The organism is Microcystis sp. LE18-22.4A, assembly GCF_027531105.1.
Lineage (GTDB): Bacteria > Cyanobacteriota > Cyanobacteriia > Cyanobacteriales > Microcystaceae > Microcystis > Microcystis aeruginosa.
This window is the reverse complement of record NZ_JAPZRB010000395.1, coordinates 1-17234: the sequence shown is the minus strand read 5'-3', so window position 1 is coordinate 17234 and position 17234 is coordinate 1. Positions and strand designations below refer to the sequence as shown.

At 42.7% G+C, this 17234-nt stretch carries 16 protein-coding genes and 5 pseudogenes; 9 read left to right on the top strand and 12 right to left on the bottom strand.

The window, feature by feature from the left end:
• Positions 1-18: 18 nt before the first annotated feature.
• Positions 19-372, top strand: coding sequence for an immunity protein CdiI family protein (locus O9295_RS17535; protein ID WP_043997966.1), 354 nt, complete (start codon positions 19-21; stop codon positions 370-372).
• Positions 373-392: 20 nt separating this feature from the next.
• A pseudogene (locus O9295_RS17530) lies at positions 393-467 on the top strand (PEP-CTERM sorting domain-containing protein); the annotation flags it as partial.
• Between the two features lie 102 nt (positions 468-569).
• Here the strand turns inward: O9295_RS17530 and O9295_RS27460 are convergent.
• From O9295_RS27460 to O9295_RS17515, 3 pseudogenes are all read right to left on the bottom strand, one after another.
• Positions 570-899, bottom strand: a pseudogene (locus O9295_RS27460) (HepT-like ribonuclease domain-containing protein).
• Positions 889-1032: pseudogene (locus tag O9295_RS27930) on the bottom strand (nucleotidyltransferase family protein); the annotation flags it as partial. The pseudogenes O9295_RS27930 and O9295_RS27460, both read right to left, overlap by 11 nt.
• Positions 1020-1473 (bottom strand): annotated as a pseudogene (locus tag O9295_RS17515) (transposase family protein); the annotation flags it as partial. The pseudogenes O9295_RS17515 and O9295_RS27930, both read right to left, overlap by 13 nt.
• 331 nt (positions 1474-1804) lie before the next feature.
• On the opposite strand from O9295_RS17515, the gene O9295_RS17510 reads away from it, so the two are divergent.
• From O9295_RS17510 to O9295_RS17500, 3 genes are all read left to right on the top strand, one after another.
• On the top strand, positions 1805-2515 hold the full coding sequence (locus tag O9295_RS17510; RefSeq protein WP_288034184.1) for a superoxide dismutase: 711 nt from the start codon (positions 1805-1807) through the stop codon (positions 2513-2515).
• A 2-nt stretch (positions 2516-2517) separates the two neighbouring features.
• Positions 2518-3435, top strand: a complete 918-nt coding sequence (gene thrB / locus O9295_RS17505) for a homoserine kinase (RefSeq protein WP_288034178.1) — start codon at positions 2518-2520, stop codon at positions 3433-3435.
• Positions 3436-3535: 100 nt separating this feature from the next.
• On the top strand, positions 3536-4495 hold the full coding sequence (locus O9295_RS17500) for a DNA-methyltransferase (protein WP_199308248.1): 960 nt from the start codon (positions 3536-3538) through the stop codon (positions 4493-4495).
• Here O9295_RS17500 and O9295_RS17495 read toward each other — a convergent pair.
• Complete coding sequence (locus O9295_RS17495; protein ID WP_288034174.1) at positions 4492-5394, bottom strand: BglI family type II restriction endonuclease; 903 nt, start codon at positions 5392-5394, stop codon at positions 4492-4494. The two genes, O9295_RS17500 and O9295_RS17495, sit on opposite strands and share 4 nt — an antisense overlap.
• Before the next feature lie 12 nt (positions 5395-5406).
• A complete protein-coding gene (locus O9295_RS17490; RefSeq protein ID WP_147069750.1) occupies positions 5407-5622 on the bottom strand; it encodes a helix-turn-helix domain-containing protein in 216 nt (71 codons plus the stop codon).
• A gap of 267 nt (positions 5623-5889) precedes the next feature.
• Between O9295_RS17490 and crtD the strand changes: the two genes are divergently transcribed.
• Positions 5890-7398, top strand: a complete 1509-nt coding sequence (crtD, locus tag O9295_RS17485) for a C-3',4' desaturase CrtD (protein WP_288034171.1) — start codon at positions 5890-5892, stop codon at positions 7396-7398.
• A 442-nt stretch (positions 7399-7840) separates the two neighbouring features.
• Here crtD and O9295_RS17480 read toward each other — a convergent pair whose 3' ends face one another.
• Positions 7841-9178 carry a histidine phosphatase family protein gene (locus tag O9295_RS17480; protein WP_288034169.1) on the bottom strand — a complete coding sequence of 446 codons (1338 nt, stop codon included), beginning with the start codon at positions 9176-9178 and terminating at the stop codon, positions 7841-7843.
• 430 nt (positions 9179-9608) lie between these two features.
• Between O9295_RS17480 and O9295_RS17475 the strand changes: the two genes are divergently transcribed.
• Positions 9609-10856 (top strand): DUF4912 domain-containing protein, encoded by a 1248-nt coding sequence (locus O9295_RS17475; RefSeq protein ID WP_288034166.1) that lies wholly within the window; start codon positions 9609-9611, stop codon positions 10854-10856.
• Positions 10857-10980: 124 nt separating this feature from the next.
• On the opposite strand, the gene O9295_RS17470 is transcribed toward O9295_RS17475, so the two are convergent.
• The 6 genes from O9295_RS17470 to O9295_RS17445 all read right to left on the bottom strand — a co-directional run bounded on the left by O9295_RS17470 (position 10981) and on the right by O9295_RS17445 (position 16214).
• Positions 10981-12633, bottom strand: coding sequence for an acetolactate synthase large subunit (locus tag O9295_RS17470; RefSeq protein WP_002759883.1), 1653 nt, complete (start codon positions 12631-12633; stop codon positions 10981-10983).
• A 219-nt stretch (positions 12634-12852) separates the two neighbouring features.
• A complete protein-coding gene (locus tag O9295_RS17465) occupies positions 12853-13332 on the bottom strand; it encodes an SRPBCC family protein (protein ID WP_288034163.1) in 480 nt (159 codons plus the stop codon).
• Positions 13333-13983: 651 nt separating this feature from the next.
• Entirely contained in the window at positions 13984-14184 is a 201-nt protein-coding gene (locus O9295_RS17460) for a twin-arginine translocation signal domain-containing protein (RefSeq protein ID WP_288034162.1), read from the bottom strand.
• Positions 14185-14412: 228 nt separating this feature from the next.
• The gene (locus O9295_RS17455) at positions 14413-15030 is read right to left on the bottom strand and encodes a PEP-CTERM sorting domain-containing protein (protein WP_190723464.1); all 618 of its coding nucleotides are present in this window, start codon (positions 15028-15030) and stop codon (positions 14413-14415) included.
• A gap of 319 nt (positions 15031-15349) precedes the next feature.
• On the bottom strand, positions 15350-16024 hold the full coding sequence (locus tag O9295_RS17450) for a TIGR04283 family arsenosugar biosynthesis glycosyltransferase (protein WP_288034158.1): 675 nt from the start codon (positions 16022-16024) through the stop codon (positions 15350-15352).
• A complete protein-coding gene (locus O9295_RS17445) occupies positions 16011-16214 on the bottom strand; it encodes a hypothetical protein (protein ID WP_190723468.1) in 204 nt (67 codons plus the stop codon). The genes O9295_RS17450 and O9295_RS17445 overlap by 14 nt, the downstream gene beginning before the upstream one ends.
• Before the next feature lie 41 nt (positions 16215-16255).
• Between O9295_RS17445 and O9295_RS17440 the strand changes: the two are divergent.
• A pseudogene (locus O9295_RS17440) lies at positions 16256-16501 on the top strand (CoA-binding protein); the annotation flags it as partial.
• Positions 16502-16593: 92 nt separating this feature from the next.
• Positions 16594-17234 (top strand): RNA-guided endonuclease InsQ/TnpB family protein (locus O9295_RS17435; RefSeq protein ID WP_288034152.1); only part of this gene is annotated, 641 nt, incomplete at its 3' end.

The window sequence follows — 17234 nt, the reverse complement described above, 5'->3', positions numbered from 1 at the left end:
TATTCAGGAATGATAGTTATGGCAATCAGAATCAAACTTTGGGCAGATTATGGAAGTTACCCACTTTGGGGAGTAGATGAAATTGATAACATTGCTCCTGAAGAATTACCATTAAGTCAAGCAACCATTCAACGTTTAAACGCATGGCAGGATACTTACGATAAGACTTTAAATCAAGACTATCCACCTTTATCAGATTTTCCTAATCAGCAAGCTGAAATGGATTTTAAACAAGAAGGAATTAGTTTATGGAAACAGTTATGTCTTGAACTGGCCCCAGATTATGAAGTTTTCTACCAAAATGAAGGTCAATTGTTCAGACATCCTAAGGAAATAACCAAAAAATCTACAGTACAAAAAATAACAGTTTGAGTATCATCACCTTCGGCTCTAGCGCAGCTTCAACCCTTAAGCGCAAACTAAAACCCTCTAAATCCACCAAAAAAGAAACCACAAAAGTAGGCTAAATTGCTTCTAAAAATACTATAAATGCCCCCTTAATCAGAGTTGAAGGGGTTTATTTTTTGCTTTCGCTTATCAAACAACTATTCAGCCTCTGTTTCGCTTTCTCACACTTCTTGTAGTTGTGGCACTAAAGTCAGTAAATCTTCTTGAATTGTTGCCCAAACCCTACTTAAATTAACTGGAAAATATTCGTGAGTTGCAACATTTCTCATTCCTCCCATCAAACGCCAAGGAATAAGAGGATAGCGAGACTGAATTTCCTTTGGTATATTTCTAGTTGCTTCTCCAATAATGATAAAATCCTAGAGAACCGCTTTGACAGTTGTTTGATTTTTAGCAAATTCCTCAAACGTCATTCCCTTTGTCCGTTGTTCAATTTCAGTGATAGATTCTAAAATGTCTTGAAGGAGAATTCGCCAATCTCTAGAAGGCATTGATAACATCCTCCAACACAGGTTCTCGTAAATGTTCCCTTAAGCTATCCTGAGTTCCTAAATCCACAGAACATACCAAAATATCTTCTAAATAATACTGTACTTGCAGAAGTTGAAAAAAACCACGTCTTTTTAATTTAGATAGGTCTTGATATGTAATTTTTTCGGTCATGTCCTCTAGCATTCTTTGAATCTCTTCTTCCGTTACGTCATTTCTTCGGCTAACATTTAAAATATCTCCTGCTTTTAATTGTTCGAGTATATTCTCGGCTAGTCTTTTCGTATAGGTTCATTTACTGGCAACAAAATCTAACTCCTCACTAAAGGGTTTCTGACAATTATCGCACTTAAATTGACGACGATTAACTTGTAGGTACACTGGTTGTCTTGAGAGCGGTAAATCTTTGACTAGATGTCGATGATTTTGGTGTAGTTTATCGCTCTCTAACCCACAACGAGGACAGATTACTTTTTTATTTTTCGATTCGATCGGTCAGACTATCCCGATATTTTCTAGGTGTCGATAACCTTGAATAGAGGTTACTTCTAGGTTCAAAAATTTGTCAAGTATCATAAGTAAAATACTCTCGTTTTTGGGTACTCTATCAAATCTTAACTCTATTGTCTATCTTTTGGTATTAACCCGTTTGTGCCTTAAGTCCTTTCCCGTATGAATTTCAGCTACTTTTATTCCTAGTCACTTTCAGCGAATTTGATTTTTAGTTAATTATTTGCATAACAAGTCCCGAAGAACCACTTTGGTCTCCCGAAGTACCGATCGATAGGATAATTGATCATCGGAACATCTGCTCTGAGAATATGTAGCTAATATCTAACTACCTCTTGCCTTTCCCTCTTCCATGAGTGCCTATCCTAACCAAGAAGTTAATTTTGTTTTATTACTTATGTCTCTCAATCGCCGTCAATTTATTGATCTTTTAGGTGCTACCCTTGGCACAGCCACTCTTGCCGGTTTTAACCCTGCCGCTTTTGCCGCTACCGGTCCCTATAGTCTCATTGCCCTACCCTATAGCTATGATGCCCTAGAACCTTATATTGATAAGGAAACGATGCAATTTCATCACGATAAACACCATGCAGCCTACGTTAATAATCTCAACCTGGCAGTGGCAAAATATCCAGAATTGCAGAAAAAAACAGTAGTAGAATTAATTAAAAATCTTGACTCTTTGCCCGCCGATATTCGCACCACTATCCGCAATAATGGCGGCGGTGATCTTAATCATACGATGTTTTGGCAGATTATGTCCCCCGATGGCGGTGGTGAAGCAAAAGGAGAAATAGGGGCGGCAATAATCGCTAAATTTGGCAGTTTCGAGGAATTTAAAAACGCTTTCAACCAAGCAGGTACTAAACTTTTTGGTAGTGGTTGGACATGGTTGGTTTTAAATAAGTCAGGACAACTGGAAATTACCAGCACTGCTAACCAAGATAGCCCCCTAATGAAGGGATTACAGCCAATTATGGGCAATGATGTCTGGGAACACGCCTATTACTTAAAATATCGTAATCAACGGGCTGAGTATTTAAAACAGTGGTGGAATGTGGTTAACTGGGAGGAGGTAAATCGCCGCTATGTTCAGGCAAAAGCTTAACGATGACAACTTTTACGGTTACAGTTCCCGCTACCACTGCTAATATTGGGCCCGGCTTCGATTGTCTCGGAGCGGCCTTAACCTTATATAATCAGTTTACTTTTACCCTGCTGCCAGCAACAACAGCTAACCCTGTCAGAATTAGTGTCAAGGGAACTGAATCAGCTAAAGTTAGCCAAGGTGCTGATAATTTAATCTACACTTCTTTTTTGCAAGTTTATCAAAAAATAGGACAGAATCCGCCCCCTATCGCCATCGAGATCGGTTTAGGGGTTCCTCTAGCTAGAGGTTTAGGTAGTTCTGCCACTGCTATTATCGGTGGGTTAGTGGCTGCTAATCAATGCGCGGGGAATCCTTTATCTATGGGAGAAATCGAAGCATTAGCGATCGCATTGGAGGGACATCCAGATAATGTGGTGCCGGCTTTGCGGGGCAACTGTCAGCTATCGGCAGGATATAGCACAGATTGGGCTATTTGTCAAGTATTTTGGCAAAAAAATCTCATTCCCGTCCTAGCGATTCCCGATTTTGAACTGGCTACGGAAAAAGCTAGGGCGGTTTTACCGGAAAAAATTAGCCGTCAGGAGGCAATTTTCAATATTTCCCGCTTGGGTTTATTATTGCGGGGATTGGAGACGGGTAACGGCGATTGGCTGAGAATTGCCCTAGAGGATAAACTGCATCAACCCTATCGCCAATCTTTGATCCCGGGTTACGAAAAGGTGAAAAAAGCCGCCATTAACGCGGGTGCTTACGGGATGGTAATTAGTGGCGCAGGTCCGAGCCTATTGGCTTTAACTAACCCCGACAATGCCCAAAAAACAGCCACAGAGATGACGAATGCTTGGGAGGAAGTGGGGATTAACTCTAGTGCCAAAATTTTGGCTTTAGATACCCTAGGGGCGCAAGTAAACTGTTAAGCCTCCAATTTACCGGTTATACAGATTTCAAAAAAACAGGATTTAACTCTCAATATGTTGACTATATAGACCACGGGATGTACACTATGAGTAACATCAGTTGGCAATTGAAGTAATGGATTTTCTTGAAATCAATACTATTCATCACGGACGAGCAGAAATATTGATGAAGCAGATTGCGCCTGAGTCAATAGATCTGAGCTTCTGGTCACCACCATATTTTGTAGGAAAAGAATACGAGAAAGAAGAAACATATCAATCTTGGCAGGCAATGCTTCGCCAAGTAATCAACCATCACTTTACCGTTTTGAAGCCCGGTGGATTTCTCGTAATCAATGCTGGAGATATTCGTTGTTTTAAAGATGAAAAAATTCCTAAATTTCAAGCGATGAACCTTTGCATGCAGAAATCAAAAGTTACCAAAGAAATGGTACTGGAAGCAAAAGAAAAATTTCCCGAATTTAATCGTTATCAATTGGCTGATTACTTGGGTTGTAGTGAGCAAACAATTGATAGGAGACTTAACGGCAATAACATTAGAGGTGGAAAATACGAGTCTCAAACAAGAATGCATCTTATTGGCGGATTTCTTCAAAGCTATGGACAAGAATGTGGCCTTTACTTATATGATCGAAGAATTTGGGTAAAAGATCCAGCATGGGCAAATTGCAAATGGACTTCTAACTCGCTTAAGTCCGTTGATGAGTATGAAGATCTTTATATTTTTTGGAAACCTGGTCAGCAAATTATAGACAGAAAAAAGATCAATCCAGATGAGTGGAAAGCTTGGGGATCTAGAGCGGTATGGTTTATTAGAAGTGTAAGATCAAACGATGACCACGAAGCAAAATTTCCTTTAGAACTTGCCTCAAGGGTTGTGCGGTTATATAGCGCTCAAGGAAATACTGTATTAGATCCATTTATGGGATCTGGCACGACTGCAATAGCTTGTATTCAGAATAAAAGAAGCTTTATAGGCATAGAAAAAGAAGCCAAATATGTAAGCCTAGCCAGAGAAAATATTAATAAAGAAGAGAGCCAACTTAGACTAAATTTTTAAGGGTAGGGAACTAGAATAGATTCTACTCTCCACGGGTGAATTTTCTTTAATAGTGAGAAACTAACTCGCACTCGTAATTTCCTCGGGTCTTTTGATTTATCATCTTTCCCTGGAAATAAAATCCCTCTATAAGTGTTAAGGTAATTTGGATTTTGGGTTAGTAAGAGTCCGTTAGGGATACAGGCAACATCAATTCTTTCCAAAGGTTGTCCATTATTTCTGATGTTACTATGGTTGGCCTGTAACATTTGATATACAGGCTTTAGAGCAATAATCACAACTGGTGCAATAGTTCCATCAGACAGAACATAAATAGGTGGAATACTTGCATGAAAATCATGTGATGCTCTCGCCCCAATTGCTTGTAGTATCGAGTTTCTAACTCCTGCTTGAGAATTTTCCCAAGTTCCATCACCCGAGACTTGATTATGGCTCATTACAGTATGATCTTGATCATCTCTTGGTCCCACACTTTTAATATCTATAAACAGCCATGCTGAATTAGTAAATCCTTGGGTAGCTTCCAGTATATTTTTGCTACTTATAACAAATCTTTGATCGGCCCCTGTCGGAATTCCAGTATCCCTAACATCAAAGCTATTGACTAATAACCTTGGTAGTTTAGCTCCTATTGTATGTTCACCAACTTCGAGCCAAGGGTACTGATCCATTATGGGCTGACGACCTCTATCTCCAGGTGGATAGTTTTCCCAGAAAGGATAAAGATAGGATGCTTCATTGTAGTCATTTTTAATTTCAGCAAGGTTTGATTTAACTAATGACACAATATGATTAGTCAAAAAACTTTCTAGCTCAATCAAGGTATTTGGGCTTGCTATGAAATAGTTTCTTGCTGAATTGTAAAGTTGGAATTGTTGCTGCCTGTAAAGATTAATCACTTACTATACCAATTATTTATTAGAATCGATAAACAAATCTTGAATCTCAACACCTAATGCAGTAGCAAGTTGTTGAACAATTTCAATTGTTGGATTTCTAACGCCTCGTTCAATACCACTGATATAAGTTCGGTGTAATCCTGTCTCTTCAGACAGGCGATCTTGCGACCAGCCTTTCTGCTCACGAACTTTTTTGACATTTTGACCAAAAAGTAATCTAACACTCATGCTTTGGATAATAAAAGTATGTTACTTTTTAGTCTATAGACAATAAGTCACAACAGGGATTCCTAAGGGAACACATAACAATTCACTGCACCCGAGCGTAGGCCAAACTTTGCACGATTATCCCAAGTTACTGACGGCGGGTGAGTTTAACCGTTAAGACCGCATGGGAGATGGGAAATTTTATCAGTTATCAGTGAACAGTAATCAGTAATCAGTGAAAAGACAGCAGTGTTAGGATAAAAATAAATATAAATAATTATTAAGAAAATGACGCAAATTACCGTTATTGGTGCAGGGATTGGCGGACTAACGGCGGCGGCATTATTGGCGCGTCGAGGTTATCAAGTCACAGTATATGATCAGGCGCTTGTCCCCGGAGGTTGTGCCTCGACTTTTTCCCGTCGGGGTTTTACTTTTGATGTGGGGGCAACTCAAGTGGCAGGATTAGAAGTAGGGGGCATTCATCAGCGCATTTTTGCCGAATTAGGGATAGATTTACCCGATTCTGTCCCCTGCGATCCCGCTTGTGCCGTTTTTCTGCCGGGGGAAACCACTGCGATTAACGTCTGGCGCGATCGGCAAAAGTGGCAAGAGGAAAGACAAAAACAATTTCCGGGCAGCGAACCTTTTTGGCAATTATTACAAAAACTTTTTCAAGCAAGTTGGCGTTTTCAAAGTCGCGATCCAGTTTTACCCCCACGCAACTGGTGGGATTTAGGGCAATTAATCGGCGCTTTGCGTTTAGATACTGCCATTACCTTTCCCTTTACTTTGATGACTGTGGGCGATGCTCTGCGATTATACGGCTTAGAGAGGGATAAACGCCTAAAAACCTTCCTTGATCTCCAGTTAAAGCTTTATTCCCAAGTTACTGCCGATGAAACCGCTTTACTTTATGCCGCCACCGCTTTAGCAGTTTCTCAGTCTCCCCAAGGTTTATCCCACCTTCAGGGTAGTATGCAGGTATTAAGCGATCGCCTAGTAGCAGCTTTGGAAAAATACGGCGGTAAATTGCAAATGCGCCACACAGTGGAAAAAATACTGACAGAAAAGGGAAAAGCCACGGGAATTATCGTCAGAAATCAAAAAAATGGCCAAATACATCCAGAAATGGCCGATGAGATTGTCGCTAATATCCCGATCCAAAATTTACCACAATTAATCGATCGCGAAGCCATTCCCAGTCTTTATCACCAGAGAATCGAAAAACTTCCCCCCGCATCCGGTGCTTTTGTGGTTTACTTAGGAGTCGATCGCGCTGCTATTCCCCCCGATTGTCCCCCCCATTTGCAATTCCTCTACGATTACCATGGCATAATCGGCGAAAATAACTCTTTGTTTGTTTCCGTGAGTAAAGAAGGGGATGGCCGCGCTCCAGTGGGAAAAGCGACGATTATTGCTTCTTCCTTCACCGATACCAGTCTTTGGTGGCAAAAAGGAGCAGATAATTATCAGCAATTAAAAGCAGCATACACCCAAGAGGCGATCAATCGTCTCGGTAATTATTTCCATCTTAGTCCTGATCAGATCGTTCACATCGAATCAGCTACTCCTCGCACTTTTGAACGGTTTACGGGGCGAAATCAGGGCATTGTCGGCGGTATTGGTCAAAGACTGTCCACTTTTGGCCCTTTTGGAGTAGCGACGCGCACTCCGATCCCCCATCTTTGGTTAGTGGGAGATTCCACCCATCCGGGAGAAGGCACTGCCGGAGTCAGCTATTCGGCGCTAACGGTAGTTAGACAGATTGAAAATAAATTATTAGCTTCTAGTTAGCGGGAAGCTTTTTTCAGTGATCAGTTATCAGTTATCAGTTATCGGTAATCACTGATCAGTAATCAGTGAAAAGACAGCAGAAAACTTGCTATTTGATACTGCTCACTTAACACATACTGTGGGTGCATCTGACATTAGCAGAAATACCGACAATCAGCAATTATTAGTGACTCTTAAATGATGACAAATGTATCAGCAGCTGTCTGTAAGCATCCCACCGAAAAGCTAATGCGCGGGGGGTTTGGGGGGTAGAACCCCCAAAGGCTTGGATTGAGTGATAAAATCAGAAGTAATGTCCGATTTTAAAAGAGAGTTTCCCCGTAAAAATCCCAACTTGGTAGATTTACAAAAATGAGATGCACCCCATACTGCTCACTTAAAACTCAAATCTGATAACTGTTAACTTACCCACTGATAACTGATAACTGATAACTGATAACTGTTATAAAGCGCCGGCTGCCGTGCGATCGAGTATTCCCGATCCTAGATGAGAGGTAATATTAATTGCTTGCAGGACCGGTTGAGAGTCAACTCCTTTGGCATAATCGATAACGCTAACCGCGCCATTTCCCTGTTTAATATTCCAGAAATTGGCGGGTTTTAAACCCAATAAATAACAAAGAATCACCTTATTAATGGCATCGTGAGCTACTACCATAATTGTCTTAGGACTATCACTATTACTATAGGTTTTAACGATTTGCTGCCAACAAGCGATCGCTCGATCCCAAACTTCCTGTAAATTCTCCCCTTCCGGCATTTGCACGGTTTCTGGGGCATTTTTCCAGTCTTCTAACATCCCGGGGAAACTCGCTTCAATTTCCTCCTCTAATTTACCTTCCCAAAGTCCGTGACAGATTTCTGTCAGATCTACTTGGGTATCTAAGGTGACATCGGGGTGATATTGCAGGATAATTTGGGCAGTTTCCTTGGGACGGGATAAAGGACTGGTGACAGCGTGATCGATCGCCGTTTCTCGCAGAAATTCGGCGGCTTTCTCAGCTTGAGCTTTGCCATTATCATTGAGGGGAATATCGCGCACCCCTTGAAAACGTTTATCCCGATTCCATTGGGTTTCTCCGTGACGCACCAGCAGCAGCCTAGAACCTTGGAAAGGAGGACGTGGTGGGGGTAAAGCTATCCCTAAGTGTGCCGTTTGATTGAGGGATTCCACCTGCACAGGATCACCAAAATCACCCGTAAAATTGAGAACATTAACGCAACAGTTAGATTGTTGCAGGGAATGGTATAAGGAAACCGGAATACCAATGGCACTGAGGATTAAACAGCGATTAATGCCGTTATGGGCAACAATGAGGATAGTTTGACCCTGGTGTTGGGGAATAATTTCCCGCCAAAAATCCTGCGCTTGTTGATAGAGGGAGAGAACGGGATAATGTTCTTGACCATCGGGCAGTATCATCTTAAATTCATGAGGTTTTTGGTGCCAATCTCGATATTCTTGGGGGTATTGAGCTTTTACCTCCTCTTTGACCATATTTTCCCAGATAGGCAGATCGATTTCCAGTAACTGCGAAGTGGGTTGAATGACGGGAGAGTTATTTAAACGAGACTGAATCACCTCAGCAGTAGATTTGGCTCTTTGGAGAGGACTACAGTAAAAAGCGGCGATATCGATTTGACTGAGGGCATTTCCTACTTTTTCCGCGTCCAGATGGCCTTTTTCCGTCAAAACCGAGCCATCACTGCGACCTTGTATTTTCTGCTCTGCGTTATAACTGCTTTGTCCATGACGAACAATAATCACACGGGTAGCCAAGCGGTTCAGTCTCCTTAACTAAAAGTCTCAATATCAGATTACAGGCGATCGGGATCGGAGTACAAATCAGTGATCAGTAATCAGTAATCAGTAATCAGTGGGGAGCAGGGAGAGGAAGTCCGAGCATTTGTACTAAAATTTCTCAAATACAGTTTCAATGCAGGACAGAATATCAAAACTTCCTGACATGAAAATCTCTTGGGGATCAAGGGGTTGGCGATTTTGTCAAGAAATCATGACAAGGTACTTGTTCAAAATCGGAATCTTACTGTTTAATAGGTATTTATAACAAGCGATTCCCTTGATCCCCATCGAGTGGATCTCTCGTTCACAAAGCAATCGATGAGTAGTTAGAAGGATTACCCAGATAACTGCTTTTGCAAATGCCCAAAAACATTTGCCGTCGTAACTAATCGGAGAGTGTCAACTCATGGTCCCAGAATACCCCCCCTTAGATGAGATGACCTTGCGGCAACTGCGACGAGTTGCCAGTCAATACAGCATCTCTCGTTACAGTCGGATGCGGAAAACGCAATTAATCGAGTCAATTACCCAAGCTATGGGAGTAAGCGGCAATTTTAAATCTATTATTAAAGAGGAAAAACCAGTGGAAGCAGCAAAATTTGAATTAGGTCAAGCTAACCCGATCGAAGATATCCTAGGTTCGGTGGATGATGGTTTAGGAGATCTGCCCGGTGGCTACGGTGAAAATCGCATCACCCTCCTACCTCGCGATCCTCAGTGGGCCTATGCTTACTGGGATATCCCCAACGAATCAAAAGAAGATCTCCGTCGTCAAGGGGGACAACAGTTAGCCCTGCGTCTTTATGATGTCACCGATATCGATCTCAATAGCCAAGGCGCCCACAGTGTCCAAGAATATCTCTGTGATGAATTAGCCCGGGAATGGTATTTACCGATTCCGGTCAGCGATCGAGATTATGTTATCGATATCGGTTATCGTTGTGCCGATGGTCGTTGGTTAGTTTTGGCCCGTTCTCCTTTAGTGCGGATTCCTCCCGTCTATCCTTCCGACTGGATTGAAGATATTTTTGTCACCGTTAACTGGGAAGAAGAACTGGTGGGTAAAACTGTTTACGAACTCGTTCCCCCCAGCAAACGCTACGGCAGCAGCGCCGGAACCACGGGAACTAGCCCCATCTACGACCAAATTTTCGAGAGTGTCGGCGACATCGAGGCCCTACGGGTGGCCGGTTCCTTGTTTGGTTCCATGCAGCACGTCGCCGGTTCCGTACCGATGTCGGAAGTGATCAGTTCTTATGTATTCCCCTCTGGGGTTGGTATGTGGGCAGTTCCCACGGTATCGGGACTAACCGCTTCCGGTATCGGGATGACTGCTTCTGGTATCGGTATGGGTGCTTCGGAAACCCTACAACGTCCGCGCAAATTCTGGTTAGTTGCCGATGCAGAATTAATCGTCTATGGTGCCACCGAACCGGATGCCACCGTAACTATCGGTGGTCGTCCGATTAAACTCAATCCCGATGGCACTTTCCGCTATCAGATGTCCTTCCAAGATGGTTTAATCGATTATCCGATTATGGCCGTGGCCGCCGATGGTGAACAAAATCGTTCTATCCACATGAAATTTACCCGGGAAACCCCCTCTCGCAATACCAACACTAAAGACGAGGCGGTTCTAGAATGGTTGTTCTAGATTGGGTTTTCTAACGTTACCAAAGCCAACCTAATTACTTCCCCCTAACTGAGATTTAGTTAGGGGATTTTTTTCGAGAAGTTAACGGCAAGCTACCGAGGGGGTTGCTTGCCGCTATCAACTTCTATTCCCAAATCTGACAGCTTAGATCGCCCGATTTTTGGGAAAGACGCAGATTTTCACCGTAATCGACGGGAACATCGATCACCGTAGGCACCTCTTGCCGGAAAGCCTCCTCTAGTGTCGGGATCAAATCCTGAGTAGATTCCACCCGATAGCCTTTTAATCCCATACTTTCGGCAAATTTAACAAAATCGGGATTACCAAACTTAATAAAAGAAGATGTCCCAAAATAGTTTAACTGCTTCCATTCGATTAAACCGTAACCGCCATCATTAAAGATGAGAGTGACGAAGGGAGTTCCCACCCGCAAAGCTGTCTCCAATTCCTGACAATTCATCATAAAACCGCCGTCCCCCGTCACCGCCACAATGCGCTTATTGGGATAAACTAACTTAGCGGCGATCGCACCAGGGATAGCAATACCCATAGCGGCGAAACCGTTAGAAATAATGCAAGTATTGGGACAATCGGAGTGATACTGGCGCGCCATCCACATTTTATGAGCGCCCACGTCACAAATAGCGATATCTTCCGGTCCCATCACCTGACGCAGATCGTAGATCAATTTTTGTGGCTTGATCGGAAAACCCGTATCATTGGCATAGGTTTCGTAATCGGCCCGAATTTCCGTCTTTAATCCCGCGGTGACAGGAGTTGGTTTATTCTGGCGATCGGCCCGTTTGAGGATATCGATGAGAGAATCGGTGATATCACCCACCACTTCCACCACCGGGGCATAACTGCTGTCAATTTCCGCCGGAGTCATGCCGATGTGAATAATCGGTAATTTACCGTCTGGATTCCATTTTTTCGGGGAATACTCGATTAAATCGTAACCAACAGCGATAATTAAATCACTGCGCTCGAAGGCACAACTAATCAAATCCCGTTGCTGTAATCCTACCGCCCAAAGAGCCAGAGGATGGGTATAGGGAATCACCCCCTTACCCATAAAAGTGTTAGCCACAGGGATATTCAAGGCCGTGGCGAATTCCGTTAAAGCCTCACTAGCATTAGCGCGAATTGCCCCATTTCCCGCCAAAATCAAGGGATTTTTCGCTTTAGAAATCACTGCGGCCGCCATGTTCAAAGTCCGGTAGGAAGCGTAAACTTTTTCCTGACTATCGAGGGGCAAGGGATGACCATCGGCAGCCATAGCGGCGATATTTTCAGGAAGATCGATATGAACTGCCCCCGGTTTCTCACTTTGGGCGGTTTTAAAGGCTCTCCGTACCACTTCTGGGGTGATACCCGGCCGCACGATTTGTTTATTCCATTTCGTCACCGGGGCGAACATGGCCACCAGATCCAGGTATTGATGGGATTCAATGTGCATCCGATCGGTTCCCACCTGGCCGGTGATGGCCACTAAGGGCGCCCCATCGAGGTTAGCATCGGCTACCCCTGTCATCAGGTTAGTCGCCCCCGGTCCTAAAGTGGAGAGACAAACCCCCGCTTTTCCCGTCAAGCGTCCATAGACATCGGCCATAAAAGCCGCGCCCTGTTCGTGACGGGTGGTGATAAATTTGATCGAGGAGTTTTTCAGGGCTTCCAAAACATCGAGGTTTTCTTCCCCGGGTAGCCCAAAAATATACTCGACCCCTTCATTCTCTAGACATTTAACTAGAAGTTCGGCTGTGTTTAATTCCCCCATAATTCCCTCCTGTAGAGCTTACTTCATCAGTAAAGTCTCTAGAGATAGTTCATCCCGGCGGATTGAGGTTGTTGCGCTCAACTCGTCGGGATGATATCAGTAGACTATATGTACCAATGTAGCTGACTAAAATTTTGTTTAAGTCTATCCATATACCATTGTGACTTAGATCTTGACCCTTGGCAGATTATTTATTAGCACAATTGGGGAGAATTTTTTTTAGACCGTTAATTCTTCGGCGGCGTGGGCTAGTTGGGCGGCGACTTTGGCTAGATAGGGACGACTTAACCACCAGATAAAGGGGGACAGCCAACCCCGCAGAGTGACAGAATAGGAAATATAACTACCACAGAGGGTTGATTCCACTTGGTAGGTCATTTTCTGTTCCATGCCGGGGATAGCGAGAACTCTGAGGCTGAGGAGTTCCCCGGGGCGAACATTTTCCACGAAAACCCGGACAGGAATGGGAGTCAGACGGGTGACAGCTTGATAGATTAACCCCGGTTTAGCGATTAAACCCAAGGGAACATCAGCCTTGGCGATCAAAGGATGCCAAGAGACATCGGCCACATTGATTAATTTTTGCCAGAGGACATCGACGGGGGCGGTACTGACCACCCGATAGGTTTTGTAGAGTGAAAACTTACAGAATAGTCTGCCTTTGGCCGCTACAATCCTTAAGGAAAAATTGAGAATCACCGATTGCCTCCCGCAAAAATAATCTAGGGAATCTTCTATTTTGACATACCCCACGTCCGTTTACGGACGTGGATTCTTCTCGCATCACTGCTGTGAATTTATGGCTCAACGAGTCCACTTGAATTAGATTCCTGGCGAAATCCCACCCAGAGGTGGTTCTCTCCTCAGACTTTCGCGACCTTACAGAAGCCTGTTTTCGGGGTCCCCTACGATACAGTTCCAAACCTCTAAAATACTTGGTTTCTCTGGTACTTGGTGCTGAGAATTTTACCTATAGGAGCATTCCCCTAGAGAACCCCATAACTCTAGTTTTCAAGGTGCGTTCATCGGTTGATGACTGGGTTTTTTAAGCGGTTGCTTACCCGGCCCCCTATTCTTAATATCATACATCCTATAAAGTCGCCCTCAAAGGGCGAGGCTTTCAACCCAATTTTTCGGTAAAAAATAAATGGCTTTCCGGCAGTGTGCGCTTTTGATAATTTTCAATTATATGAATAGATTGATAAAGCTTGTTCTCAAGCCGCTAAAAGCCTATCAGTTCTTTGTGTGATCAGTTTAACTTACTATAGAAGCGATCAATCTTTGTGTCCTCTGTGTCTGGAGTGGTTCCTTCCACTCCCTCGCCAGCAGGACTGTATCTTAGAATACATTTTACTCACCAAACCTAAGATAGCCCGGTTCTTCGGTTTGTGTTATGCGATGGATGGGGTTACAAGGGATGAAAACCCTATATAGAGTTGGCTGAATAAATCTAATTTTTTCGATAAAAGCGGCAGGGTTAAAACCAGCAAGAGTGGCTGTGCCAAGGGTAGCACCTAAAAGATAAAGAAATTGACGGCGATCGAGAGACATATTCTCAGAGCAGATGTTCCGATGATCAATTATCCTATCGATCGGTGCCTTGGCAAAGAAAAGTTTTTATTTTTACCTGTCCGCTATAAGATGTCAAATTTTTTGAGTAATTGCCAGGGAATTTAAAAAAATTTGTTTACTCAAATTAAGAGTTAAATTTGGAAGGTTTCTAGAGCGCGTTTTTCCTCAAGTTGGGATGGGATTTTTCCCATCCCCACACTTGTCAATTTATCGTTTTTGTTTGAATTGAGAACCGATGCCCAAAAGTCCTAAACCCAATAATCCTAAAATTGCCGAAGGTTCGGGAACCGGTGTAGCACTGGGAGTGACATTGATGTTATCAAACTGATGAAACGGAGATGCCTGAATCCATTGAACAGATACTAAATTAGTGAAGCTAGAATTAAAGGTAAAAGTTTCTAGGGTACTAAGAATTGCATCGGTAGTAAAAGATTGGGTAACGATGCTAGAATCTGCCTTTGTTCCTGTAAAATTGACAGTCACACTATTATTACCAAGGAGGCTAGTTAGTTGAATAGAATTTAAGTCAAATAAGCCTCCGCCATTTTGGTTTAATCTGGTGATTCCATCACTCGTATCATTGAATAAGGCGGTAGAACCAGGGTAACGAAATTCCTGAGTGCCAAAAAATGCAAAGGGAAAAGGAGTAGACAGGTTACCTAGGGTAAAACCGTCTTCGGTATAGGTAAAACCGACATTATTAGCGACTGAGTTATTTTGTTCTAAGCTTTGAAAATCGATAATTACAGCTTGGGCGGCTTGCAAAGGGGTTAGGATGGCTAGAGTTGCCCCCGCTACCAATAAGCAATGCTTACCCCCCCGCATTTTTAATTATTTTTGTTAATGTTTGCGCCATGAAAACCTCTTCTTTGGTATGGTTTCCTCGATTATATAATTGTATTTTTCAAAAGACTGCTACTGCCTGCTACCAATAAGTAATGCTTACTCCCCCCGCATTTTTAATTATTTTTGTTAATGTTTGCGCCATGAAAACCTCTTCTTTGGTAGGGTTTCTTCGATTGTATAATTGTCTTTGCCTCTCTTGGATATTGGCTGAAAAATGTTCACAATGTCACATTATGGGCGCAAGCGTTGCGCCCCTACATTACACAATGACCTCAAATACTTTTTCAGCAAGCATTTATTACCATAAACGATAAAAACTTTTCAACAAATGCGGCGGAATTTTTAGATAATAACCAATAATAACTAATTGATTAACTAAGGTAGTTTTGCCAACTCCTAATGTTTGCCAACGTCTTGCCGAGGTAATCACCGCGGCAGAAACTATGGCTATTTTACCCCTTTTTTTCAATCTTTGTATTAATTCAAAATCTTCCATAATTGGCAACTCAGGAAAACCACCCAAATCGGCAAAGATTGAGGCTCTTAAAAATATTCCTTGATCTCCGTAGGGAAGGGAAAGCCAGCGAGAACGCCAATTAACTAATTTTTCCACTAAACGCAGGGTTTTTTCCTCTCCATCAATTTTTAATTTAAAGGCCCCCGCTACTATCCCAGATTGGGATAAAGTATCGATAATTTGTTCTTGAAATTCATGGGGAAGTAAAGTATCTCCGTGCAGAAATAACAAAATATCTCCTTTGGCTATTTTGGCTCCTAAATTCATCTGAAATGCACGACCTTTTCTGGGTGAAATAATTACTTTCGCTCCCAATTGTTCGGCTATTTCTCTAGTTTTATCGGTACTTCCCCCATCGACAACAATAATTTCTACCCCCGCACCTATCTGTTTTAACGTTGCGGCAATTCTTAACTCCTCATTAAGAGTCGGAATGATAATACTAAGATAATTCATCAGGTTTTGCGCTAACTAAAGTCACAGGATTTAGGGGCGACCATCGGGTAAATTTTCCTACAGATACCGAGGGATTGACTGGGATTTTTAATAACTGTTTTTCCTGTAGAAAAGTTAAACATTGCTGCCAGTTCTTCAGAGTGGCTAAAGCTGCCGTCAAAAGTCGATGCCAAATTAGGTTACACTTCATCTTTATGGGAAACGAAACTCTGTTCTAAGATAGGTGGGACAATGCCGAATATTAAAGGAGACGATGGTGCGCTCAAAACCATCTTCAGCAATAGTAAAATTATCGCAGTGGTCGGGCATTCCGAGAAATCGAGCCGCGCCAGCTATCAGGTGGTCAAATTCCTGCAAGCGGTGGGTTATCGAGTCTATCCTGTCAATCCTATGGTCAAGCAAATTGACGGTCAAAGCTGCTATCCTTCTCTAGAGGCTATCCCCGAACCTGTGGATATTGTTAACGTTTTTCGTCATCGAAAATTTTGGGTCTGAAACCCCGTCGTTCTACGACGGCTTTACTGTTAAATATGAGCATCGTTTACGAAATATATGCTAAAATGTGAGACATGGAAAAAGCCTATTCGTTTCGATTTTACCCCACACCCGAACAAGAGTCGCTATTGCGGCGCACATTGGGCTGTGTAAGATTAGTTGACAACAAAGCTCTCCATCTCAGAACACAAGCTTGGTACGAAAAGCAAGAAAGAGTAGGCTACGCTCAAACTTCTTCAATGTTGACCGATTGGAAAAAGCAAGAAGAATTAGACTTTTTAAACGAAGTTAGCTGTGTACCTTTACAACAAGGGTTAAGACACCTACAAACAGCTTTTACTAACTTCTTTGCTGGTCGTACTAAGTATCCTAACTTTAAGAAAAAACATCAGGGAGGAAGTGCCGAATTTACCAAATCTGCTTTTAAATTTAAAGACAAACAAATCTATTTAGCTAAATGCACAGAACCTTTACCTATTCGGTGGTCAAGACAAATACCAGACGGATGTGAACCAAGCACAGTAACAGTCAGATTACATCCTTCTGGACGTTGGCATATTTCAATTAGATTTGATGACCCAACGATTAAGCCTTTACCAGTAACAGATAAAGCCATCGGAATTGACTTAGGAATTAGTAGCCTTGTGATTACCAGCGATGGCGATAAAGTGTCTAATCCCAAGCATTTTAAAAAGCATTATCGGAGACTGCGAAA